This window comes from Flavobacterium sp. GQ95, from assembly GCF_059758655.1.
Map to the genome: position 1 here is coordinate 795,575 of NZ_JCAXEB010000001.1, position 23,100 is coordinate 818,674.

Genomic DNA, 23,100 nt, shown 5'->3' on the forward strand with positions numbered 1-23,100 from the left:
TTTAGTGGTGTTCGGCGATAACCGTGATATTCATTCCGGCTCTTAAAAAATCGGTTTGTTTATCGTTGTCTTTCAACTGAATTCTAACCGGAATTCTTTGTTCGATTTTCACGAAGTTTCCTGTTGCATTATCCGGAGGAAGCAAAGAAAATCTTGCTCCGCTTGCCGGAGATAACGAAGTGATGATTCCGGTAAATTCTTTATCGTTTATGGCATCCGCCTGAATTTTAACTTCCTGTCCAACGGTTAAATATTGCAATTGTGTTTCTTTAAAATTGGCGGTAATCCATTTTTCTTTGCTTACAATCGAAAGTAAAGACTGCCCTTCTTTTACCAATTGTCCAGGTTGCAAAGTTCTTTTTCCAACCCAGCCATCATAAGGAGCTGTAATGATCGTGTACGAAAGAAATAATGCCGCATTATCAGCAACAGCTTGTTTAGAAGCAATATTAGTCTGCGTTGTAGGAACATTGGCTTCAGCAACTGAGGTACTTAAATTAGAGGAATGAATTCTGTCTTTCATTTCCTGAAAATGCGCATGCGCCGATTCATAATCTGCTTTTACTTTCTCCAATTGCTGTGAAGTCGCCGCTTCCTCTTTTACCAAAGCCTTGTATCTTTCGTATTCTAATTTTGTTTTCCAAAGATTCGATTTGGCAGCATCTAATTGCGATTCTCCAATTGCGGTTGTACTTGCTGTATTTGCTACATTTTTTTGAGCCACAACACTACTTTGCTGCGCACTTTGCACATCGGCAAGCGCCACATTCAATTTCGATTTGTATTCCCTGTTATCAATTACCACCAAAGTATCGCCTTTGTGCACAAATTGATTTTCGTCAAAACGAACTTCCTGTACATAACCCGTAATTCTTGACATAATGGGTGTTACATATTGCTCCACCTGAGCGTCATTCGTCTCCTCGTGATTGCTATTGAAAACATAAAACCAAATTCCCAAAATAACCCCGCTCACGACAAGCGAACACGCAATAATTGTTATTAGTATATGAAACGTTCTGTTTCTTCTAGTTTCATTTTTTATCTTAACCATAACCTTTAAATATATTTTCTTGTCTATTTTCTATTCTCTATATTCTATTTTCCAAAATCTAAAATCTTGTCTCCTGCTTCTAACTTCTTGCCTCTACTGAGCTAACTCTGAGGAAGTATTCCCGCCGTATGCAACAACTCATAATGTTTCAGAACAGCATCCAATCGGGTCGAAACTTTGTTATATTTCGCCTGTAATAAAGCATTATCAGCATCCACCATTTCTGTTATTAAAACCAATTGGTTTAAGTATTTCAGCTTTACAATGCGGTAATTTTCATTGGCCAAATCCAAAGCTTTGTCTACCACTACAAATTTTTCAAGGATTTCCTGATATTGCGTATGCTCTTTGTATAGCTTATCCTGAATTTCATCTTTTATAATTTCAGACTGCATTTGCTGCCATTCGATTTTGGTATTGGCCTGCTGCATTTTAGTTTTGTTTTTATACAAAGCCGAAATATCAAAATGAGCTTCAATACCTACTTGTCCTAAAGTGTATAAATACGGATTTGGTGGAAAAAATTTGTAGTTCGGATAATAAAAACCATAATTTCCAAAGAAGTTTACCGTTGGCAGATAATTTCCTTTAACCAATTTTAGCTCCGTTTTTTTGATGGCTAATTCCTGACTCGCGATTCGCATTTCTTCATTCTGAGAAGCTTTACTCAAATAAAATTCATACGGATCTAAGCCATTCATTTCATCAATATTTGACGTTGTATCAATTGTGATTTCTTCGTTTTCCGGAAACTGAATTAAAGTTTTCAGATCGTGAAGCGCAATTTTTATGTTTTTGGAATTTGTTAGCGCATTTAACTCACGATCCGAAAGCTGTAATTCGGCTCTAATAACTTCATTTTTGGTAAGCGTTCCGTATTTTTGAAGCGACTGTACTTCTTTCAATCGGCTTTTTTCTTCTTTGATGTTTTCTTCAAAAATCTTTTGAAGTTCCATCATTTTATAAATCGCTAAATAATTTGCAACCACTTCAATCTCAATATCGTTTTCTGCCTTTTCTGTTTTTATTTTGGCAATTTCACTTTCCTGATTAGCAATTTTGATGGCGTTATTGATCTTATTTCCAGCATAAATTGGCATTTTAAAAGTGGAATTCACCTGATAGATTTCAGGAATTGCCTTCGTTACTTCTTTGCCGTTCAGGAAACCGTTTCCTTTGAATTCAGTGATATTGGTAATTCGGGAATACTCGCCGTTTAATTCGATGTCCGGCAGACGAAGTTCTTTTGTTTCTTTGATGTTTTGCTCTGAGAGCGTCGCCTCTAATTGCGATCTGAGGATTTTTTTGTTGTTTTCTTTAGCTAGTTTCAAAGCTTCATTTAATGAAACTGAATGAATTTCCTGTGCTTGTACACTATTGAATGTAAATACAATTAGAAATAACAGCCCGATTTTGAGAAAACAATCTTCTGTAGAATTTGTTGTTTTAAGGAACATGATTACATAAATAATTTTATGGTGCAAAGTTCCCATATTATTTTGTTGACTGATAATTCTAAAAAGTCAATAACATATTCATTTCGGACAAATGTTAAAATTGTGATTTTCGAAAACGCTATATTAAAACACTGGAAAACAATTTATTGCAAATTAAGAAGTGGCAGTGATTATTTTAAAGTCTCTCGCAGATTTAGCAGAGTCGGCAGATTTTTTTCTTTTTTATCTGCTAAATCACCAAAATCTGCGAGAGAAATAATTTTTTATCTGCTTTTCAAAACATCTTCCCCATTTAAATAATCAGAAGGTCTTTGTCCAAGGATTTTAAAAAACGTATTACTAAATGTCGGTACACTGCTATAGCCGACTTCCTGTGCCACTTCTTTAACCGAAAGTTTTCTGTCAAGCAGCAATTCAATTGCTTTTAAAATTCTTCTGATAGTATAATACTGAATAAAAGACATTTTAAGATCTTTCTGAAACAAGCGATACAAAGAGCGTTCGCTATAACCGAATTCATGAGCAACTTCAGAAAAGAGAATTGTTTCTCCTAAATTATTCTCAACATGTCGAAGTATTTTTCCTAGTCGTTTGTCTTTTGGCTGTGGTAATTCCAAAGGCAGATTGTTAGTGCAAATTTGAGGAAGAATTGCTTTTATTGCTTTGGCAATTGTAAAGTTTGGAGAACCTTTCTTTAAATCGCCATTCCACTGATTGGTAAAAAGCATCATTTGAAGCAGTAAATTATTTACCGGATAAATACCTTCGTTTTTATAAAAGAGATCTTCATCTTTCTCTACCGGAAAATATAGATTTCGCATCATCACATTTTCCGACTTTGGCTGAATACTATGCTCTACGCCAGCCGGAATCCAGATAAAATGTCTTGCCGGTAAAAAATAGCTTTTCGTTTCCGTCGTTACAAAAACCACATCACCTTCGGCATAAAGCATTTGTGCTTTATCATGTTTGTGCGTCGGAACCAACAACTCTCCCATCAAATCATGGTGACAATAAATGCTTTTTTTATCAGCATCTACTTTTGTGAGGTAGTACTTGTCTATTTTGAAGGTTGATCGTTCCATTATTGTGGTTTCTTATTATAAAGATAAGAAAGAAATTTAACCGTAAAGTTCGCAAGGTTAAAAACGCAAAGTTCGCAAAGCTACCAACATAGCCCAAGGTTTCAACCTTGGGAGCGCAATGTATAATGACGATATAAAGCATCTCAATACGTCTCCCAAGGTTGAAACCTCGGGCTATGTTGAAATACAAAATTTTAAAAAAGTCCTGCATCCCGAGGCTTCGGAATGCGTAAATCTTAGCGCCTTTTGCGGTTAAGCCAAAAAACAAAAATGCCTTTCCGTTAAGAAAGGCATTTTAAAATTTAAGCGGTCTGGACGGGACTCGAACTTCTCCATATATTGTTAGTAAATCCAATACTTTAAAGAGGCTAAGAATTTAAGGGGAATGTCCTAGGGGATGTTTCCTATAAATTTCAATTACAAATATATTGATCAATTGAATTAAAAAAAGTCTGCCTTCCAAGTTTTTCATGCTCTACAAAGCTATTTTTTAGATATTTCTTATAGTTTTTTACTTACATAAATAACTGAAAATGTTAAACTTTAAAAATTGCAAAAACACACAACAATCAGAATATGAGAAGTTTATTTAATATTTGTAAGGTTTTATATATAATTTAGCCGAAATTTCGTGAGAGAAAAAAAAGCTTACTAGAGTTATTAAATAAAGCAATAACTCCAAAATAATATTATATGGAAACAAACTACTTTACCGTACGAGCGGTTTTAAGAACGGACAAAATTAGAAAAGATGGAACTTGTCCAATTCACATTGTATTGCAACGCAATAATGTAACGCAAAAATTTTCTTCTTCTGAGTTTATAGAAGAAAGGTATTGGGATAAAAACATCGAACAAGGTATTGGAAAAGGCTTTGGAAATCTAAATGCTGTAATTAAAAAAAAGAAGCAAAAACTTGAAGACTTTATTCGAGAAAGCAAAAGCCTTGGTAAATCACTTTCTAAAGATGAAATTTCTAATTTCTGGAATGGGAAATCCGATTCAGAAGATGAGCTATTGTTTTCTAAATTTTATGAATCATTTTGTAAAAGGCATTTTCTTACCATAAAAAAAAGTACCCAAATACATTATGTAACCTTAGGCAAGAAATTGAAAGATTTTAAGCCAAATTTAAAACTCTCAGAAATCGATTACGCTTTTATGATTGAATTTGACAACTATTTAATTGAAACCAATAGTGGAAGATACAATATGATTAAATTTCTGAAAAGGGCTTTGAAAGAAGCTGTAAAATTAGATGCTCTAAAAAACGAATCTTGGAAAGGATTACAAAATGTTTCTCCTAGAACAAGAGAGGAATATTTAACCGTTCCTGAAATTAATCAAATTATCAAATGTGATCTCTCTTTAAAAAAGCATCTAGAACTAACCAGAAATATGTTTCTTTTCAGTTGCTATACTGGAATGCGTTTTAGCGATGTTGTTGCTTTGAAAAAAGAAAACTATAAAAATGGAATAATTACTTTAAAACAAATTAAAACCAATGTCGATTTAAAAGTGCCAGTTAATGTAAATGCAAAAAAAATAATCTGCAAATTTTATAATCAAAGAGAAGATAATGAAAGCATTTTCCCTCCGATAGAAAACCAAACTGTAAATAGATATTTAAAAACAATTGGAGAAATTGCTGAAATAAAAAAAACACTTCATTTCCATCTTGCTCGTCACACCTTTGGCACTACTTTACTAAATAATAATGTAAATGTATTTTATATCTCAAAAATGATGGGACATAAAAAGCTAAGCCAAACTTATTCATATACTGGTGTAGATGTTACTCAGATGAAAAACATAATGAATAATGTAAATTTTAACTCTAAAAACTAAACAATGGAAAATGCTCAAAATCACAAATCTTTAAAAAACTCATTCAGTGTTAAATTATGAATTGCGAGAACTTTGATAAGGGTTTTAAGCGTAATATTATTACCCTTTTCAATTCTCCAATATTGAACTCGATTAATATCGTATTCGAAGGCAAAGGTTTCATAGCTAGTGAAACCTTTTTCTTTTCTTAATGCTTTAATCTTTTCAGCAATTTGCAGGATTATAGTGTCGATATCTTTGTCCAAATTTTCCATTAAACGAAATTTGAAATTTTACCGCATATAATTTACCTCATAAAATAAACCGCATATAATATACTTTTTTATTATTTTAGCTGAAAAGTAATCATATGAAACGTTTAATATTTACAATTTTAATTGTTATTTCCTCAACTATTCAAGGTAATTCACAAGTCAATAATCTAAAAGATTTATTAGAAATTTCTGAGCTAAACGCAGAAGAAATGGTTAATGAATTGCAATATACTTGGAAATTACAACCACCTATTCAGGACACATCGGAAAGAGGTTTTGTTACAGAACGATATACATTTACATTCAATAAAGACAAGCAGAAACAAGTCCTAAAAAAGTGTGGTAAAATGGATTTAAACACTCAACAAACGTTTTGGTTTACAAATTTTATTTCTGACGATAAAGACTTATTAAACAGGATCAGGAAGAACTTAACTTATCAAGGATTTGTTTTAAAAGGAAAACCTTCAACTAATTCAATGTATGAAGATGGTAATAGAATTGTAACGATACAAACGAAATCTGACAATGACTATCCTCTGCCACAAAATTGCTATTCAATCAATGTTATTATAAACAAAAAAAATAACGGTAGATACTTATCAGAGAATACAGAAACGAGAGTAATTGTTCCTGAAAAAACAAACCCTCTAAACAATATTTCTAACTCAAAAACCAATACGATTAAAAAAATTAATCTATTGACAAAAATATCTGACTTGCTTCGAATATCTAAAACTTCTTCTGATAAAATTTCTACAATTTTAAATTCTGATTGGAAATTAGTTAATTATCCAAAAAACTTAGAGCCTGTTGACGAATGGTATTCTTACATAAATTCTAATCAGCATATAGAAAGTTATATTGCGAGAGATAATGGAATTGGAAATGATGTAAGAACAACTTCTTTTGAGTTTTCAGACAAAAAACTATTAGATGATATCATCCTTGAGTTAACCAAATCCGAATTTAAACTTGTAGAAAAGACTAAGGACTATTACAATTTTATGAGCAATAACAATATTATAGAAATATATCTTAATAATAAATTTGAAAACAAAGGAACTTATAAAATTGAAATATCAATACCAATTCTAAATGATTCAAAAACTATAATAAAGAAAAAAATATAAAAACAAAAAGCTCCATTTCTCTAATCTAATTTAAAAAAAGAGTACAACTAAGTCTTAAAATCAAAACATTGCTTTAAAATGCCTTTTATAAACATATACAGCAAACATAATTCCGATTTAAGTTTTATTTTAAAACATGTTTCAAATTAAAGATACCTCTTGGATTTATATCTTCAGTAATTAATAACGAATATTCTCTACCAGTTTTTGCACAAGCTCTTTTTGCTGCATTCATAACCTCGTCTTTGCTGTTGTCAGTAACTTTGTTATATTCTGCCCTTGGTAAATGATAAGAAATCTTATCTATCTTAATTGTTGTTGAAAATCCTTCCGCTTTCATAGCTGTATGTAAATTATCATAATCCTTACTATCTAATGGATCGTATGTTTTGTGTCCTGTGTGTAATTCAACTCGCACCGTGAAATTTGACATATTTTAGAAGATTACTTGTTAAGGCAACAATTTAAGCAATTTTTAACACACTACATATTAAAAATAAAAGTTCTTAAATCAAATCCTTCATTGTCTTTCAAAATAGTTGCAATCAAAACAAACTTAGAATTAAGGAATAACATAAATTTTCTAATATAATCACCTATTAACTTTTTAATTTATGAATTGTAAAAATTAACTTCTATATTTGTTGGTTAGGATGAAAACAACAAAATAACATCCATAAGCCCTTAAATATCAATCCATTATCCTTTTAAATGAGTACTATAAAAGATTTCTTTCTTTCAAAAGGATTTAATTTTAAAGATAATTTAAAATTAAAAAAGGTTTTTTTTGAAACCGATAAGGTTCTGTCTGAAAAAATTGAGAATCACATCTTTTTTTATGAATGCCCTCCTCAAACTAAAACTTCATTTTATTTAATCACTAAAACCCTATCTCATAAAGAATTTAAAGAGATTAGAAAATATATCTGGAACGAAGATAAAGCTGATTTAATTTTCTCTCTTCAAGAACCAAACAAAACTAACCTGTTTGCAGATAATTTTATATTGGATCTTTTTTATGCCAAAACATCTCCTATATCAGAAATATATAATTATAAGATTGATACTTTTTCTGGAAATTTTACTGATAACGATAAATTAGATAAGATAAATAAATGGGAATTTGATAGTGGTGCATTTTGGTTAAATTATAAAAACTTTATTGATAAAATTAAGAAATCAAAAACTATTGATAAAGAACTTGTTTACACACTCGAAAACTTAAAAAAAGATTTATTTACCGAAACTAAAAATGAAGATATTGTTCAAGCCTTAATCGATAGAACTTTATACATTAAATATTTAGAAGACAATCATATTATAAATTCTTTTTTTTACGAACACCACTTTATAGACAACCCATTATCGTACAAGGACTTATTAATAAAAAAGGAAGCTAAAAAGATTAATCACTTATTTAAGATAATTAATGAAATTTTTAATAATTATCTATTCGTAACTCCCGAGATAAGCGTTGATTATCTTAATGATAATGTATTAGACTTAATTTATCATTCAATCTCTGGAACTACACTAAATGGACAACTTTCGCTTTTTGATTTTCAATTCAGCATTATCCCCGTAGAATTTATAAGTTATATTTATGAAATCTTTTTAAAAGAAGATCAGAAAAAAAGTGGGATTTTTTATACACCAAAAAAATTAGCTCAACTTATAATTGATGATGTTATCCCAATTCAAAAAATAGGCAAAGTATTAGATCCATCATGTGGTTCTGGAATGTTTTTAATTGTTGCTTTTCAAAAACTTCTCGAGAACAATCCTTGTAGTGCAAAAAAAGTATCTGAAAAAATAGAACATAGAATTAAATTACTTTCTGAAAATATTTTTGGAATTGAAAAAAAATCTATTGCACAGAGATTTACAATTTTTTCTTTATCATTACAAATATTTAGAGATTTAGACCCTGAAGAAATAAAAGAATTTATTTCAGCTGAGTTAAAGAATGAAAATGAAGTTCGGTTATTTAAAAAATATTCATTTTTTGAAAATATTATTTGTCATAATTCATTAGATACTAAAGAAGCTCCTTTTTTTGATAAAAAATTTGACTATATAGTTGGAAACCCACCTTTTTTTGAAATCAAATCCAGTGATGAAGAAGTTGAGTTTTTAAATGAATATTTAGTAAATTATTTAGGAAAAGAATTAAAAGCAAAGGAAATTGTTGGAAAGCACCAAATTTCACAATGTTTTTTAATGAAAATAAAAGATTGGAGCAACGAAAATACTCGTTTTGGTTTCGTCTCAAATAATTCGAATTTTTATAATGATAATTCTAAAAAATTCCAAAGATACTTTTATGAAAACTATGGGATTGAAAAAATATATGAATTATCTAAAGTAAAAAATATACTTTTTGAAAATGCTAAAGAAAGTGTAAATGCTTTAATATTTAATAATATTACAAATAAAAATATAATTGAATATTATCCAGTTGAAATGGGGTTATTTTCTGAAAAACCATTTGAACTACTAATCATACAGGAAGACAAAGTAATTGAAATTAGTCAAGAAAGTATAATCAAAGAAGAAATTAGATTGCGTGATTTTTTAATTGGAAATGAATTTGACAAACTCTTGTTAAAAAAAATAGCGAATAATAAAACGCTTAATGATTTTATTCAATGTGATAAAAAAGGTGAAAGTTTTATCCATCGAGGATTTGAAATTTGGGGTGAAGATGCTAGAAAAAAAGAGTTTAATCTTGATGAAAATGATTGGAAAAAACTAGATGATAAATCGAAACATAAATTATTGAATTCATTTGTAGAAAAATATTTTAGTGATGAAAAAAAACTAGACTATAACACTTGCTATATTAAACCTAAAGACCTTAATCCTTTCTATATTTCTAGTGGTTTAAGATATATAAATAACTTAGAAAATTTTCATAGACCTAGAACCGAAGATATTTATACTGGAGAAAAAATAATTTTATCAAGATTGGGAAACAATTTAAGGGCTGTTTACTCAAGTGAAAAAAATTATTTTGATTTTTCTGTATATATTTTAAAGTTAGCTAATCCAGAATTATACTATTTAATTTCTGCTATTTTAAATTCAAAATTATGTGATTACTTTATTAATCAATACCTAAGAAAAAGAGTTCTCGATTCGTTTCCTAGAATTGGAATTGATGATATTAAAATGATTCCAATTCCAAAAGTTTTAGATGACACCTTAGTAACTGAGATAACTGAAATAAGCAAAAATTTAGCTGTTCAAAAAATTAAGTACACCGATAAGGTCGAAAAAAAAATTAATGATTTAATTTTTTCTTTATATAAAATTAATTTTATAGACAGACTAAGAATAAATGATTTTTTTACGAAAAAAGATAAGGTTAATAAAGCTGAATTAAAAAAATTCGAAATAGCTCTTCTTGAATCTATAGAAGTTTATTTCGAAAATAGGATCATTGTTAAACATCATCATTATACTGAGTTTAAACTTGTTGTTTTTGGAATTTATTTTAATTCTGAAAATGAAAAAGTAACAACCGAAAAAGTTTCAAAATTTATTATAAATGAGATTTTTATACAAAATCCAAGTGAAAACTTCTTAGCTTCTCAGGAAAGAATATTCGGTAAAAATTGTATTTATATACTTCGTAAAGATGATAATACAAACTGGACCGAAACTAAAGCCTTCGAAGATGGTCAGGAAATATTAAATCGAATATAAATATGGACAGAGAATATATTCGATTACCAAAAACCTATATCCTTCCTGATAGTAGTAGAAAAAAAAGAATCAAAGATGATGAATTTTGGATTAAACTAATACATTTTCATTTATTAAAATTCTATAAAGAATTTGACTTTGATGAATTAACTACGTTAATTGAAATTGAAAAAAAGAAAACAAAAAGAAAACATATCGAAGACTTAATTAAGGATTATATAAACAATTGGTTTGAAACAAAAGATAAAAGAATTTTCATTGAAGGAATTATAATTAATCTTGAGCCTAAAGTTAAATATAATCAACCAGGTTTTTATGATATAAAATTTCAGCATAGTGATTGGATTGATATTGAAAAAGAAACGCTAAAATATTATTCGGTTGAATGTAAAAACTTAACAAATAGCACTGTTTCCATAAATGAATATGTTTATAATAAATCAAAAAAAGATGGAGGAGTATATAGACACTTTAACGGTAAGTACGCTCAGTTTAATACTTTTGGAGGGATGTTAGGATTTGTATTAGAAGGAGAAGTTGATAAGATAAAAAACTCTATAATTTCAAAGTTAAATACTGGAACTGACTTATCTCCAAATGGAGATTTAATCCAAAATGGAATAGAATTAGATTCTATTGAAAATAATAATTTTACTTTTACAAGTAAACATACACGAAACGGAAATGAATTTATGTTGCATCATTTTTTATTTAAACTTTACGCATCTTAAAAAAATATAATTATTGAAAAAGGAAAACGGCTACTAAAGCCGTTTTTTTTGTTTTATAACACTTTGATTTACTGTTTTTTATAAATCAAAAATGTTAATTATAGAATTTTACAAAACAAAAATATTGTTATTCTGGTATTATATATAGAAAGTATAAAACTTAAAACTATGAATACACAGATTTTAATTGAGAAAAAAGCCTATAGCAACCTTGTAAAGCTTGCTATTGAAACGAGAAAACTATTATTGGAATTATCAGAACGTCCTGAATACAATAAAGAATGGTTATCTATACACGATATTGAAACCGAGTTTGGATTAAGCAGAAAAATCATTGATGGATACAGAAAAAAAGGTTTGAAAAGTAATCAAAAAATTGTCAATGGAAAAATACTGATTAGACGGACAGACTTAGAAAAATTTATTCAAAAAAAATAATTAAATCATGGATAGAATTAAAGTAAAAATATCAGAATTTACACCCGTGAAAAATTATTGGTCACTTGATAGTTATCGTAAAAGCAAATATCCCAATAGATGTATTTTTAGCCGTAGAATTGTAAATGAAAAATCAGGCGTTAAAAATCCATTTCATATAAACGTGTTATTATATTACGATTATGGAAAAAATAAATGCACAATTGGTTTCAATGGGAGTATAAGAAAATGGTATTTTGGACGAAATACAAGACAAAATTTGTCCTTATATCAATTTATAGATTGCATAAACCTTTTAAGTCTTAAAATCGGCATCAAAGAAGAAGATTTATTAAATGCAAAAGTAAAACAATTAGAAATCGGAGTAACACTTTTATTAAAATCTAAACTTAAAGAATTAATAAATTGTTTTGTAAAGTATCGCAGTTTTAGAAGAGAAGTTGAGGACACAACAATTTATTTTAAGGGCAAAAAAAATAAAGAAAAAAAGGAGAACAACATCAAATATAAATTTTATGAAAAATATTTAGAAATCAACAAAAACAATAAAAACTTTGGTACTGACCCAATTAAAATAAACGTGCATAAGAAATTCTTCTTTTTCCGTTTTGAAATAGTTATTAAAAAAGTTTCAGGAATACCCTTTTTTAAAGAAAATGCCCGAACCATTAATGACATAATTAAAAATTGGAAAAAACTAAACAATAAATTGATAGAACGTCTCGAAAAAATACAATTTGTAGATTTAATTTCAGAAGAAAAAATAATCGATTTTGATAAAATTAGCAAGAGAGATACTGAAAAACACTTAAAATTTCAAACAATAAAGAGAAGTGGTTTTCACAAAGAACTGGAAAAATTTGACCTTTCCAACACCTCTACAAATAGAAGCACAAAAACTAAAGCCTTTATTAAAAATTACGAAATGTTTTTAGACAAAAAAATTGATTACAAAAACGAACTATATCAAGCTCTTAAATTAAAAATAGAGCGTTTAGTATAATAAGGGTATTATTTATTAGCTAAATTAGCTTAATACTATAAACGACTATAAGTAAAATAACAATTAAGACACAAGAACGATTATCCATAGTACAAACTAAGAACGCCTAACACAAGTCCTAAAGCTCTTAATTCTTTTACTTGTTAGAAATACGCCTGATAGCAATAATTCTAAGCATTTAAGTAATTATTTCGTATTAAAGCTTATAAGTTCTTTCGAGCATTAAAACTTGCTTTAAACTGCTTGTATATTAGCACTTATTTAGTGGTTAATATATAATGACCCATCAGGAATTCAAGACCTAACTATATAATAATTATGAAAACAAGATTAATCACACTGTTTTTTGTATTATTTGCAACGATTTCGTTTGCTCAAAGTACATCACAAGCTCCTATTCAAAACATTTCTACAGATAGCACTGTTGTATATAGGCTTTTTTCGACAAGAAATATGTATACATTTATAAAATTAAACACAAGAAACGGACAGATGCGACAAGTTCAATGGAGCACTGAAAACGAAAACAGGTTTGAAACGACACTATCGGACATATCTCTAGTAAATAAAGAAGAAGAGAAAAATGGTAGATTTTTTCTTTATCCAACAACCAATATATATAATTTTATCATGATTGATCAAATTGACGGTAGAGCATGGCAGGTTCAATGGTCAATTGAAGAAAAAAATAGGGCAGTTATGCGTATCTACTAAAAATTGATCTTTGTAAAATCCCAAGGTAACGGATTAGGGAATACAATCTTGGCTAAAAATAGCAAAAGAAGTAAAAAGAACTTCGCCAAAACTGAACAGATAATTTTATTCGAAAAATAATAAAATGTAAATTCTGAAACTTAACTATCTTTTTTTGTTAATTTTAAGAAGCATCTAAAAACAAAAAAGCCTTTCCGTTAAGAAAGGCTTCTTCCAATATTGCGGTCTGGACGGGACTCGAACCCGCGACCCCATGCGTGACAGGCATGTATTCTAACCAACTGAACTACCAAACCAACTGCGTTATTGTGATTGCAAAAATACGATAGAACTTTGATTCTGCAAGGGTTTTAGGGAATTAAAATTGAGAAAATTTTAATTCCCTAAATTCCAATATTTTATCCCGAAGCATCGGCGCCAAATTCTAATTTAATACGCAAACCTTTGTCAAAGTTTGAAACTTTGACAAAGGTTTTTCGTACAGAAACATCCATCATCTTGCTTAACATAGCCCATGGTTTCAACCACGGGGATTCCGGATTGTATTCATGATTGTGCCCCCGTGGTTGAAACCACGGGCTATGTTTAAAATCCAATTCAATAAATCATTATAAAGAACAAAGTCCGCAAAGCTTTAAAAAAACTTTGCGGACTTTGCGTATCCCGATAGCGCCCTTTGCGGTTAAAACAAAAGTGTCGTAAATCAAAAAAGCCATCCACAAAAGTGGAAAGCTTTTCATTGGTCTAACTACTAAACCAGCTACGAGTTACAAAGTCGTAGCAAACAACACAACTAATCTTAGATACCGTTTTTGGGCAAAAAAGCCTTTCTTAAAAGAAAGGCTTTCCCCAATATTGCGGTCTGGACGGGACTCGAACCCGCGACCCCATGCGTGACAGGCATGTATTCTAACCAACTGAACTACCAAACCTCTGCGTTATTGCGGTTGCAAAGATAGTACAGAATTTCATTTCTGCAAGTGTTTTGCTAAAAAAAATTAAATATATTTTTAAATCCTTAGCCAAAGTTTTGTTTTTCAACTAAATATGTAGTCAGGATTTTTTCAAAATTATCACCGACATTCACCGGAACGTACTTAATTTGGTTCTTCGCGCAGGTTAAAGCCAGGTTTTTAAAGTACGCTTCTGCCCTTTTTTCATATTCTATTTTGACATTATCAGCAAAAATCGATACTTCTTCACCTGATTCTACATCAATAAACTTCCTTGGTGTGTTATCAAAATCGAATTTCAACTCGGTTTCATGATCAACCACATGAAACAAAACTACTTTATGTTTGTTGTGTTTTAGATGTTGTAGCGCATTAAAAAGCTTTTCGTCGTCTTCGGACTGAAACATATCGGTAAACAAAATAATCATCGAACGGCGGTGCATTTTCTCTGCAATCTGATGCAAATACGTAATAGTATCCGTGCTTTTTTTGACTTTTGGTTGTTCTAATAATTGTTCCAGTTTATTGAGCAGCATTCTATGGTGACGGTCGCTTCCTTTTTCGGGAGCATAATATTCGTAGCTGTCTGAGAAAACGCTTAATCCAACGGCATCGCGTTGTTTCTTTAAAATATTCATCAAAACTGCCGACGCCAAAACCGCAAAACCAATCTTCTTTTCATAAAAAGGCTGATTCGATTTTAGTTCCGGATAATGCATCGACGACGAATTATCGACAATAAGATGACAGCGTAAATTGGTTTCTTCCTCAAAACGTTTCGTGTACAAACGATCCGTTTTGGCAAATAATTTCCAATCGATATGTTTGGTGCTTTCTCCTGCGTTGTAGACTTTATGCTCGGCAAATTCAGCCGAAAATCCATGAAACGGACTCTTGTGCATTCCGGATATAAAACCTTCCACAACCTGATTCGCCAGCATTTCGAGATGCTGAAAACTGGAGACTTTCTCTATTTCCGATTCAATTTTCATTCGGTTTCTTTTTTAATATTTTGGGCGCGGTACAAACCGTCTGTCGCCTGAAATAATTTTCGTTTTAATATCGGACTAAAATTAGGGTTTTCTTTTAAGAAACGCTGCACTTCATCAAAAGCATATTTCGACGAATATTTCCCAATCGTATTATTCAGCCAGTCTTTCGGAAAGAAAATGTCTCCGGTGTGCTGAATTTCTTCTGTCAAATCTAATGAAAATCGGATATATTGCTGTGCACTTTCCTGACGCAACGGATGATGAATATTCGCCAGACCAACCGAAACCCACGCTTCTTTTTCTCTGTTTTTATCGTCTTTTAAGGATTCCATAAAAGCGCCACGAACCAATTCGTCTTTGGATAATGAAGGTAATAAAAACTCAAATCGCTTTTGTTTGTCAGGATTGGTGATGGTTGTTCTTGTTTTATTCAAAATTTCATCTGCCTTTTCATGTTTAAAAATTGCCAGATTCATCGCGATATTGGTGTAATCGTCTTCGTTTAATTTCAAATTCGGAATCACAGTTTCTTTATTCCAGATCTGGTATAATTTGGCTTTCGCCGAATCAGAATAGGCAATGGAACTAAATAAATTGAATAACGTCTTTTTGATATTACTGGTCAAATTCGTTTGCAATCTTTCGTATAAGATAGTCTCAAGTTGTTGCTGAACTTTATGCTGTTGCTTCTCTGTAAGGAATTTCCAAAAAACTGAATTCAAATTATTGGAAGCAATTTTTAAAACCAATTCATTCTCTTCTGTTTGAATTCCTTTCAAGAAACAATCAAAAGCTTTGATCGGGGGAATGTTTCCAATTAAAGTTTTTTCATAAAGATTGCTGTAAGAAGAAGCTCTTGCAACCTCATCTTTCAAACTTGAAATAGCTTCTAAGTGATTCCCGTCAAGCGGAAAAACACCGTATCCAAAACCATTGTAATTGTAAACAACAAGTATCGGTTTCTCAAGCCCAACAGCTTCTTTCAAAAGAAGGTTTTTCTCTTTTATATTGACGTTTAAGACTTTCACATTATCCGCGTAAACCAACCCAACCTGAAAAACCTGAGGCCAGACATTTCCTGATTTATCTTCTGCTTTTTGCTCTATTTCAAACTTCTTGATTTTGTTTTTAGCATCATATTCTATTTTATTGCTAAAAATGGCTCTCCCCGATTTATTCACCCAAACCTGACTCCATTTTTGCATGTCGAGCGGCGTTTCGGCATCCAGAATTTCAACCAGATTATTCCAGTCGGCATTGTCGTTGGCGTATTTTTTAATGTATTTTTCAATTCCTTTTTGGAAGGCTTCTTTTCCCATTGAAGCTTCTAACTGACGCATCATGATTGGTGCTTTGTTGTAAATAATGGCGCCGTAAAGCGAACCTGCATCTTTCAAATTGGCTAAATGCTGTTTAATCGGATGTGTACCCAAAGAGCGATCCTCCGCGTAAGCGTTGGCATAATGCGCACTAAAAAACTGCAAATTATGATTCACTTTCGGGAAAATCGGATTCATGATTTTGTCTGCCATAAAATTCGCAAACACTTCTTTCATCCACACATCATCAAACCATTTCATCGTTACCAAATCACCAAACCACATATGCGAAGTTTCGTGGGCAATCAGTTTTGCCCTGTCTAATTTCTCACTATCTGTAGCGCTATTATCCAAAAACAAAGTCGATTCTTTGTACTGAATCGCCCCAACATGTTCCATTCCGCCATACTGAAAAACAGGAATCGAAGCAAAATCCAACTTCTGAAATGGGAACTTGTAATTAGTATATTTTTCTAAGAATTCTAACGATTGTTGGTGTAGTTTAAAAATCGTATCGGTACTTACCTGAATCTTCTCCGGATTATTTTCGCGATACAACATGGTCATTTCTAAATTGCCGGGTTTTTGTGTTACGCTTTTAAATTTCCCCGCCACAAAAGAAAACAAATAGGTACTCATTTTGTCTGATTCTCCAAAAGTATAAGCTGTAAAATCGCCTTTTTCAACCTTCTCTTTTACATCAGCTCCAGCCAAAACCGACCAGTCTGTTGGCACGGTCAAACTCAGCTTATAGGTCGCTTTTATATCCGGCTGGTCAAAACACGGAAATAAAGTACTGGCGCGATCCGGAACTAATAAAGTGTATAAAAAATCGTCGTTACGATTCAGCGATAAATTGCCTGCGATGAAAGAAATGGTAATGGTATTTTTTCCTGAAATTAAACTTTCAACCGGAATAACAATATGTCCTTTTTCGTGCAAAATGGCAATGTTTTTTCCGTTTGCCAAAACTGATTTTATATTCGCAGATTTCTCCTTAAAGTCCAAATACAAAGGCTGGCTTAAATCTGAGATAGTCAATTCTAAATTTAAAGTGGAAATAATATCCTGCTCTTTCTGATTCGGAATCTCAAAAGACAATCCATAAGAAACATTCGAGATTTGCTGTTTGCGAAAAATAGCCATTTGCTCTGAAACGCCATTTTCTAAAACAGGATTCCCTTTTTGTTTGGATTGCGAAAAACCAATTGTAATAAAAGTAAAAAGACAAAGAAAGCTGTAGCGGATTTTCATTTTTAAGAAATATAAGATTCGTTAAAAATAAAAAAAAGGATTGGTTCTGGAAGACATTCTGTCTGTTGTTTAAAAAAAACCGCCACGAATTCACGAATTTTATATTAATTAATTTTAAAATAATTCGTGAATTCGTGGCGAAAAAAAATTGAAAACCCTTAATGCTAAAAAAAGGTCTGACGATTGCCAGACCTTTTCAAAACTTACTAATTCAAACTATCCAAAAACAAATTACTCCGTTTGTTGAAATTTAAAAGTCATATCACCTGCGTAATAGGTATTACGCGCATTGGTTGGAAAAATAGTTTCTGCCGCCGTACTTGAGATATAAGCATAACCTGTAATCGTAATGTTTCCTGCTACTATAGGATAAGTCGCAGCAGATCCGTCGGTTTTTGTTCTGTTAATCCAGTCGTCGCTGTTTACGGTGAAAAAGTATTCTTTGTCTTTTGTTAAAGTAATTGGAGTAATACTTTTTTCTACGGTAACATTCGCTGTCGGAACATTTATAGTTTCCGATTTTATAACTGTCTTCGTTGCTGCATCCCAAACAGTTATTCTTAACGCACTGTTTACGTCTGGAATTTTTACAATTAACGCGTTAATTTTACCGGTTACGGTTGGTTTAAAACTAAAGCCATATTCATAAATTCCTGAATTTTTTACGTCTACCGCTTTTTGGCTGAAACCAGATCCCGCCATATAAGCGTCTAAAGGATTTTCTTCATTATATTGAATTGCCTCTGGTTTGTCGTCGTCACTGCTGCAGGAAATGGTAAATAAGGTAACTGCTAAAAGGGTAATAAGGGTTTTTAAAGATTTCATAATAATATATTTTTTAGTGTTCTTATCTGTTTTTATTGTTGTTCAAAAAATTAAGGCTGAATATTTAACTGCGCACAAACTTCTTCGTAACTCATTTTAGTATAATCTGGTTTAGCAGTTTTTGCTGTTGCAGCGGCAACGCCACCCGGAATCAAAATATAGCGCCATGATAGTGAGGTTGGAATGTTTACAGTTGCTGCCTGATCATGTCTAAAGCGGAATAATTTGATTTTTGTAAGAGAAGAAATAGCGGTAATTGTATTCACAAATCCGCCTGCAGTCGAGGTATAAGGTACTGCGAATGTTCCCGATCCAAAAGACACGTACACCAATACGGTCCCTTTTGCAAGAATATCAGCTGATAATTGCGGTGCATTAATTGTTGTAGACATTCCGGAAGTTCCGTCTACCGTTTCTGCAACGGCTGTCGGAGCATTTATCCATGCGCTATAAATAACATTTGCCGTTCCTGTTGCTCCGGGTGCCCCTGGCTGTCCATCAACTCCGTTAGTTCCGTCAACTCCATCATCACTACTGCAAGAAGCAGCGAAAATTGCGATAGAAAAAAGCGTCAAAATGGTTTTTAAAATTTTCATAATAATTTAGTTTAAAAATTTATTAAATGGTTCTTATTTAATTCAATAGCATTATTTTTGTAAAAGTCAAAAGCTTGTTTATTTTTCGCTGATGAAGTATTACGAGACAAATTTGCAGGATTAAAATCGGCCTAAAAACCACTAATAGACAGACGACATTTTAAATAGACAGACGACGCAAAAATCAAATAAATGACCAAAAAATACACCTGTATTATTATTGACGACGACGAAATTGACAGGCTGACGGTAGTATCGTTTGCTAAAAAATTTCCTGTTCTGGATATTTTGGGCGTTTTTGAATCGACTGAAGAGGCGCTTCCTTTTATTGACACCACAGATCTTGATATCTTATTTCTCGATATTGATATGCCGGGTTTAAGCGGAATTGAGTTCCGAAAAAAAGCACTGGAAATTCCGGTATGTATTTTTATAACCGCACATCCGGAACATGCGGTAGAAAGTTTTGAAATTGAAACCCTTGATTTTATCGTAAAACCCTTAAAACTAGATCGTTTCTCACAAACCGTAAGCCGAATTGAAGAGTTTATGGAAGTAAAACTCAAAGCCTCTCTTTTTGAAGCCAGCATTGGCGGCGACACCATTTATATCAAAGAAGGTCACGAACAGACAAAAGTAAAACTGCACGAAATTCTATACCTCGAAGCCTTAAAAGACTACACTTTGATTATTACCAATAAAAAAAGACATTGTGTTTTATCGAGTATCGGAAATCTTTTGAAGGAAGATCATTTTCAGTCCTTCATCCGAATTCACAGAAGTTTTGCAGTGCAGAAACAGTTTATCCAAAAAATAAATACATCAGAAATCATTTTAAACAACAATATCGCTATTCCGGTGGGAAGAAGTTATAAAGAAAACCTAAACTTTATTTCATGAAAAAACTGGGATTCCTGTTATTGCTTTTTATAACATGCGCTGCCTTTGCACAGCCGGAACCCAATTTAGTACGATTTAAAACTACCGAACAAAAACTTTTTGCCTGGGTAAAATATTGTAATGAAATTCAAAGTGCAGAACATTATTCAGCACTTTTGGCGGTTGCCGAAAAAGGAATAAACCTTTCACAAAAGCATCCGGCCTTTCTGAGTAAATTCTATTATTTTAAAGGTTATGCGTATGAGTTCAGCAACAATCAATACAAAGAAGCCTTAGTCAATTATGAATCATCACTGAAGTATGCTAAAAAAGCCAGGCATCTTAAAAATTTGACCATTGCATTATCACGTCTTAATTATATGTATTATGCGCTGAATGAAACGGCTAAAAACAAAGCGCTGGCCAACTACGTAAAAAAAGTACTGGACACCACAAAAAACACCTATACAAAAGCCGTTCTTTACGGAAGCATAGCTGAATATTACCTCAACAATGCCCAATACGAAACCTTTATTGATTATCAGTTAAAAGCAATCAATTTCAAAAAGCAAATTTCACAGAGTGTTGCGAATACAGAAAATACCGGAATTTCGTACAGTCAAATTGCGGCGGCTTACACCAAAATGAAACAATATGAAAAAGCACTCGAATATTTAAATGAAGCAAAGCCTTATGTAAAAACTTCACCCTACGTGAGTGCTTTTTTGTGCAATTATTATTTGCAGTGTTTTGTTCCGATGAAAAAATTAGACAGCATTCAAAAATATTACAAGCTGATTTATACCTATCCAACCGTTAAAGATTCATTATTTCTGAATTTGAGTTTTGCCAACCGAAGCCTGTCTGAATATTACGTAAACGAACGCCAGACCAATGCCGCTTATTATTACGCTAAAAAAGCAGTTTCACTCGGGCAAAAATCAAATGACGATGATATTATTATGGAAGCCAATGCTGTTATGGGAAGGGTTTTATATGAAAAAGGAGATTATAAAAAAGCTATCGAAATCCTGACGCTGGCCTCAAAAAATGCTTATACCTATGATAAAGAATCGTATGTCAACATCAATAAAAAACTATCGCAAAGTTATGCAGCGTTAGGACTTTGGAAAGAAGCCTACAAATACAACGAGATTTACAGCAAAGCCAGTGACGAAATGATGCTCGAATCGGCAAAACAGAATATTGCCAATGCCGAAGCCCGTTTTCAAAACAAAGCTAAAGGTCAGGAAATTAAAAATCTCTCGGCTCAAAATACCATCAAAAACATTCAGATTGCAGATGCTAAAAAACAGCGTATTTTCCTCATTTCCGGGTTGGCACTGGTTGGCATTATTCTTCTTTTATTATTCAAACAAAGTCAAAACCGAAAGAAAACCAATCAGAAATTACAGCTTTTGAATGCCGAATTAGACGAAGCGAATAAGACAAAAGCCCGTTTCTTTGCGATTTTAAATCACGATTTGAGAAGTCCGGTTTCGAATTTAATTCACTTTTTGCATCTTCAAAAAGAAAACCCGGAACTGATTGATGAGGCGACGGCTTTAAGAATGCAGAGCAAAGTAATTTCAGGAGCTGAGAATTTATTATCGTCTATGGAAGATATTTTGTTGTGGAGCAAAGGACAGATGGAGAACTTTAAACCGCAGTTTCATCCTTTTCCGATTGCTGTTTTATTTGAAGAAACCCAAAAGCATTTCTCAAGCGTAGAAAACATCGAAATCTCCTTTGAAGATCCTGAAAACCTCATCTTAAATACTGATGAAAATTACCTAAAAACCATCATCCGAAACCTAACCGGAAACGCCATAAAAGCACTCGACAAAACGGAAAACGGAAAAATAATCTGGAAAGCCTGGCAAAAAGACAATCAAACCTTTCTTTCCATAACCGACAACGGCCCGGGCGGAACACAGGAAAAATTTAAAGCCCTTTATGACGACTCAGAAGTCATCGGAATCAAATCTGGTTTGGGCCTGCATTTAATCCGCGATCTGGCAACGGCAATCAATGCTAAAATCGAAGTCGTTTCAAAACCAGATTCCGGAACTACTTTTACAATCGTGTTTTAGAAAAAAGGGTTGCCACTACCCGACCGAAGGGAGCAGGCGAAGCAATTGCACTAATTTTATTTTGATTGTGCTTAAAAAAAGGTTTACCGCAAATTGCACAAATTTTCACAAATTTTTTATCTTGCTACAGATAAAAAATCATTTTAATCCTCCCAATCTTTGTCAAAAAATCGATCCTAACTTTCAAACATTTTAATTTGCGAAAATTTGTGTAATTTGTGGTTAAAAGACAACAATTCAAGCCATTTCAATTAGTGAAAATTCGTGCAATTCGTGGCAAAAAAAAACCTTTATCCAATAAAAAAGGCTTGACTTTCGCCAAACCTTTTTTATATCAATTATAATCTTACGATTACAACAAAGCGTCTAAACTATCTGCGTAAGTTTGTTTCGGAGCAACTCCTACTTGTTTACCTACAACTTCACCGTTATGAAAAACCAAAACGGTTGGTATGTTACGCACACCATATTTTGCAGCGAATTCCTGGTTTGCATCTACATCTACCTTACCAACAACTACTTTACCTGCGTACTCATCGCTCAATTGGTCAATGATTGGACCAACCATTCTACAAGGACCACACCATGCTGCCCAAAAATCTACCATTACTGGTTTATCTGATTTTAAAACTACTTCGTCAAAAGTAGCATCTGTTATTGCTAATGCCATAATATCTTAGGTTTAAATTATGTCTGAATTATTAATCTTCAAACTAGAGTACAAATTTAAAAATTAAATACGAATGAAACACCATTCCCAAATT

The 23,100-nt window shown here is 31.9% G+C and carries 19 protein-coding genes and 2 tRNA genes; 9 read left to right on the top strand and 12 right to left on the bottom strand.

Features of this window, described 5'->3' with window-relative positions:
- Position 1: 1 nt before the first annotated feature.
- From AC6CH4_RS03430 to AC6CH4_RS03440, 3 genes are all read right to left on the bottom strand, one after another.
- On the bottom strand, positions 2-1,054 hold the full coding sequence (locus tag AC6CH4_RS03430; RefSeq protein WP_498100176.1) for an HlyD family secretion protein: 1,053 nt from the start codon (positions 1,052-1,054) through the stop codon (positions 2-4).
- A gap of 101 nt (positions 1,055-1,155) precedes the next feature.
- Positions 1,156-2,547: a TolC family protein gene (locus AC6CH4_RS03435; protein ID WP_498100178.1), complete on the bottom strand. Its 1,392-nt coding sequence runs from the start codon at positions 2,545-2,547 to the stop codon at positions 1,156-1,158.
- 227 nt (positions 2,548-2,774) lie between these two features.
- Positions 2,775-3,596, bottom strand: coding sequence for an AraC family transcriptional regulator (locus AC6CH4_RS03440; RefSeq protein WP_498100180.1), 822 nt, complete (start codon positions 3,594-3,596; stop codon positions 2,775-2,777).
- A 693-nt stretch (positions 3,597-4,289) separates the two neighbouring features.
- Between AC6CH4_RS03440 and AC6CH4_RS03445 the strand changes: the two genes are divergently transcribed.
- A complete protein-coding gene (locus AC6CH4_RS03445) occupies positions 4,290-5,444 on the top strand; it encodes a site-specific integrase (RefSeq protein ID WP_498100182.1) in 1,155 nt (384 codons plus the stop codon).
- A gap of 20 nt (positions 5,445-5,464) precedes the next feature.
- On the opposite strand, the gene AC6CH4_RS03450 is transcribed toward AC6CH4_RS03445, so the two are convergent.
- Entirely contained in the window at positions 5,465-5,698 is a 234-nt protein-coding gene (locus AC6CH4_RS03450; protein WP_144336404.1) for a helix-turn-helix domain-containing protein, read from the bottom strand.
- 95 nt (positions 5,699-5,793) lie between these two features.
- Between AC6CH4_RS03450 and AC6CH4_RS03455 the strand changes: the two genes are divergently transcribed.
- A complete protein-coding gene (locus AC6CH4_RS03455; protein ID WP_498100184.1) occupies positions 5,794-6,831 on the top strand; it encodes a hypothetical protein in 1,038 nt (345 codons plus the stop codon).
- 124 nt (positions 6,832-6,955) lie between these two features.
- Here AC6CH4_RS03455 and AC6CH4_RS03460 read toward each other — a convergent pair whose 3' ends face one another.
- Positions 6,956-7,264, bottom strand: a complete 309-nt coding sequence (locus tag AC6CH4_RS03460; RefSeq protein WP_498100186.1) for a hypothetical protein — start codon at positions 7,262-7,264, stop codon at positions 6,956-6,958.
- A 278-nt stretch (positions 7,265-7,542) separates the two neighbouring features.
- On the opposite strand from AC6CH4_RS03460, the gene AC6CH4_RS03465 reads away from it, so the two are divergent.
- The 5 genes from AC6CH4_RS03465 to AC6CH4_RS03485 all read left to right on the top strand — a co-directional run bounded on the left by AC6CH4_RS03465 (position 7,543) and on the right by AC6CH4_RS03485 (position 13,425).
- Positions 7,543-10,539 carry an N-6 DNA methylase family protein gene (locus tag AC6CH4_RS03465; protein ID WP_498100188.1) on the top strand — a complete coding sequence of 999 codons (2,997 nt, stop codon included), beginning with the start codon at positions 7,543-7,545 and terminating at the stop codon, positions 10,537-10,539.
- Positions 10,540-10,541: 2 nt separating this feature from the next.
- Positions 10,542-11,270, top strand: a complete 729-nt coding sequence (locus AC6CH4_RS03470) for a hypothetical protein (protein WP_498100190.1) — start codon at positions 10,542-10,544, stop codon at positions 11,268-11,270.
- A gap of 168 nt (positions 11,271-11,438) precedes the next feature.
- Positions 11,439-11,708 carry a hypothetical protein gene (locus AC6CH4_RS03475; RefSeq protein ID WP_498100192.1) on the top strand — a complete coding sequence of 90 codons (270 nt, stop codon included), beginning with the start codon at positions 11,439-11,441 and terminating at the stop codon, positions 11,706-11,708.
- 7 nt (positions 11,709-11,715) lie between these two features.
- The gene (locus AC6CH4_RS03480; protein WP_498100194.1) at positions 11,716-12,711 is read left to right on the top strand and encodes a hypothetical protein; all 996 of its coding nucleotides are present in this window, start codon (positions 11,716-11,718) and stop codon (positions 12,709-12,711) included.
- Between the two features lie 318 nt (positions 12,712-13,029).
- Entirely contained in the window at positions 13,030-13,425 is a 396-nt protein-coding gene (locus AC6CH4_RS03485; RefSeq protein ID WP_498100196.1) for a hypothetical protein, read from the top strand.
- A gap of 222 nt (positions 13,426-13,647) precedes the next feature.
- Here AC6CH4_RS03485 and AC6CH4_RS03490 read toward each other — a convergent pair.
- The 6 genes from AC6CH4_RS03490 to AC6CH4_RS03515 all read right to left on the bottom strand — a co-directional run bounded on the left by AC6CH4_RS03490 (position 13,648) and on the right by AC6CH4_RS03515 (position 19,364).
- Positions 13,648-13,721 (bottom strand) — tRNA-Asp (locus AC6CH4_RS03490).
- Between the two features lie 562 nt (positions 13,722-14,283).
- Positions 14,284-14,357 (bottom strand) — tRNA-Asp (locus AC6CH4_RS03495).
- Between the two features lie 86 nt (positions 14,358-14,443).
- On the bottom strand, positions 14,444-15,370 hold the full coding sequence (locus AC6CH4_RS03500; protein WP_498100198.1) for a DUF58 domain-containing protein: 927 nt from the start codon (positions 15,368-15,370) through the stop codon (positions 14,444-14,446).
- Positions 15,367-17,943 carry a M1 family aminopeptidase gene (locus AC6CH4_RS03505; RefSeq protein WP_498100200.1) on the bottom strand — a complete coding sequence of 859 codons (2,577 nt, stop codon included), beginning with the start codon at positions 17,941-17,943 and terminating at the stop codon, positions 15,367-15,369. Before AC6CH4_RS03505 ends, AC6CH4_RS03500 begins: the two co-directional genes overlap by 4 nt.
- A 231-nt stretch (positions 17,944-18,174) precedes the next feature.
- Positions 18,175-18,768, bottom strand: coding sequence for a hypothetical protein (locus AC6CH4_RS03510; protein ID WP_498100202.1), 594 nt, complete (start codon positions 18,766-18,768; stop codon positions 18,175-18,177).
- 50 nt (positions 18,769-18,818) lie between these two features.
- Positions 18,819-19,364 (bottom strand): hypothetical protein, encoded by a 546-nt coding sequence (locus tag AC6CH4_RS03515; protein WP_498100204.1) that lies wholly within the window; start codon positions 19,362-19,364, stop codon positions 18,819-18,821.
- A gap of 192 nt (positions 19,365-19,556) precedes the next feature.
- On the opposite strand from AC6CH4_RS03515, the gene AC6CH4_RS03520 reads away from it, so the two are divergent.
- Positions 19,557-20,264, top strand: a complete 708-nt coding sequence (locus AC6CH4_RS03520) for a LytR/AlgR family response regulator transcription factor (RefSeq protein ID WP_498100206.1) — start codon at positions 19,557-19,559, stop codon at positions 20,262-20,264.
- A complete protein-coding gene (locus AC6CH4_RS03525; protein WP_498100208.1) occupies positions 20,261-22,336 on the top strand; it encodes a tetratricopeptide repeat-containing sensor histidine kinase in 2,076 nt (691 codons plus the stop codon). Before AC6CH4_RS03520 ends, AC6CH4_RS03525 begins: the two co-directional genes overlap by 4 nt.
- 352 nt (positions 22,337-22,688) lie before the next feature.
- Here the strand turns inward: AC6CH4_RS03525 and trxA are convergent, their stop codons facing one another.
- Positions 22,689-23,006 carry a thioredoxin gene (trxA, locus tag AC6CH4_RS03530; protein ID WP_012023423.1) on the bottom strand — a complete coding sequence of 106 codons (318 nt, stop codon included), beginning with the start codon at positions 23,004-23,006 and terminating at the stop codon, positions 22,689-22,691.
- Between the last annotated feature and the right edge of the window lie 94 nt (positions 23,007-23,100).

Bases quoted from the DNA above. Each gene is read 5' to 3' on its own strand.
- AC6CH4_RS03430 (WP_498100176.1), bottom strand. From the start codon at position 1,054: ATGGTTAAGATAAAAAATGAAACTAGAAGAAACAGAACGTTTCATATA.
- AC6CH4_RS03435 (WP_498100178.1), bottom strand. From the start codon at position 2,547: ATGGGAACTTTGCACCATAAAATTATTTATGTAATCATGTTCCTTAAA.
- AC6CH4_RS03440 (WP_498100180.1), bottom strand. From the start codon at position 3,596: ATGGAACGATCAACCTTCAAAATAGACAAGTACTACCTCACAAAAGTA.
- AC6CH4_RS03445 (WP_498100182.1), top strand. From the start codon at position 4,290: ATGGAAACAAACTACTTTACCGTACGAGCGGTTTTAAGAACGGACAAA.
- AC6CH4_RS03450 (WP_144336404.1), bottom strand. From the start codon at position 5,698: ATGGAAAATTTGGACAAAGATATCGACACTATAATCCTGCAAATTGCT.
- AC6CH4_RS03455 (WP_498100184.1), top strand. From the start codon at position 5,794: ATGAAACGTTTAATATTTACAATTTTAATTGTTATTTCCTCAACTATT.
- AC6CH4_RS03460 (WP_498100186.1), bottom strand. From the start codon at position 7,264: ATGTCAAATTTCACGGTGCGAGTTGAATTACACACAGGACACAAAACA.
- AC6CH4_RS03465 (WP_498100188.1), top strand. From the start codon at position 7,543: ATGAGTACTATAAAAGATTTCTTTCTTTCAAAAGGATTTAATTTTAAA.
- AC6CH4_RS03470 (WP_498100190.1), top strand. From the start codon at position 10,542: ATGGACAGAGAATATATTCGATTACCAAAAACCTATATCCTTCCTGAT.
- AC6CH4_RS03475 (WP_498100192.1), top strand. From the start codon at position 11,439: ATGAATACACAGATTTTAATTGAGAAAAAAGCCTATAGCAACCTTGTA.
- AC6CH4_RS03480 (WP_498100194.1), top strand. From the start codon at position 11,716: ATGGATAGAATTAAAGTAAAAATATCAGAATTTACACCCGTGAAAAAT.
- AC6CH4_RS03485 (WP_498100196.1), top strand. From the start codon at position 13,030: ATGAAAACAAGATTAATCACACTGTTTTTTGTATTATTTGCAACGATT.
- AC6CH4_RS03500 (WP_498100198.1), bottom strand. From the start codon at position 15,370: ATGAAAATTGAATCGGAAATAGAGAAAGTCTCCAGTTTTCAGCATCTC.
- AC6CH4_RS03505 (WP_498100200.1), bottom strand. From the start codon at position 17,943: ATGAAAATCCGCTACAGCTTTCTTTGTCTTTTTACTTTTATTACAATT.
- AC6CH4_RS03510 (WP_498100202.1), bottom strand. From the start codon at position 18,768: ATGAAATCTTTAAAAACCCTTATTACCCTTTTAGCAGTTACCTTATTT.
- AC6CH4_RS03515 (WP_498100204.1), bottom strand. From the start codon at position 19,364: ATGAAAATTTTAAAAACCATTTTGACGCTTTTTTCTATCGCAATTTTC.
- AC6CH4_RS03520 (WP_498100206.1), top strand. From the start codon at position 19,557: ATGACCAAAAAATACACCTGTATTATTATTGACGACGACGAAATTGAC.
- AC6CH4_RS03525 (WP_498100208.1), top strand. From the start codon at position 20,261: ATGAAAAAACTGGGATTCCTGTTATTGCTTTTTATAACATGCGCTGCC.
- trxA (WP_012023423.1), bottom strand. From the start codon at position 23,006: ATGGCATTAGCAATAACAGATGCTACTTTTGACGAAGTAGTTTTAAAA.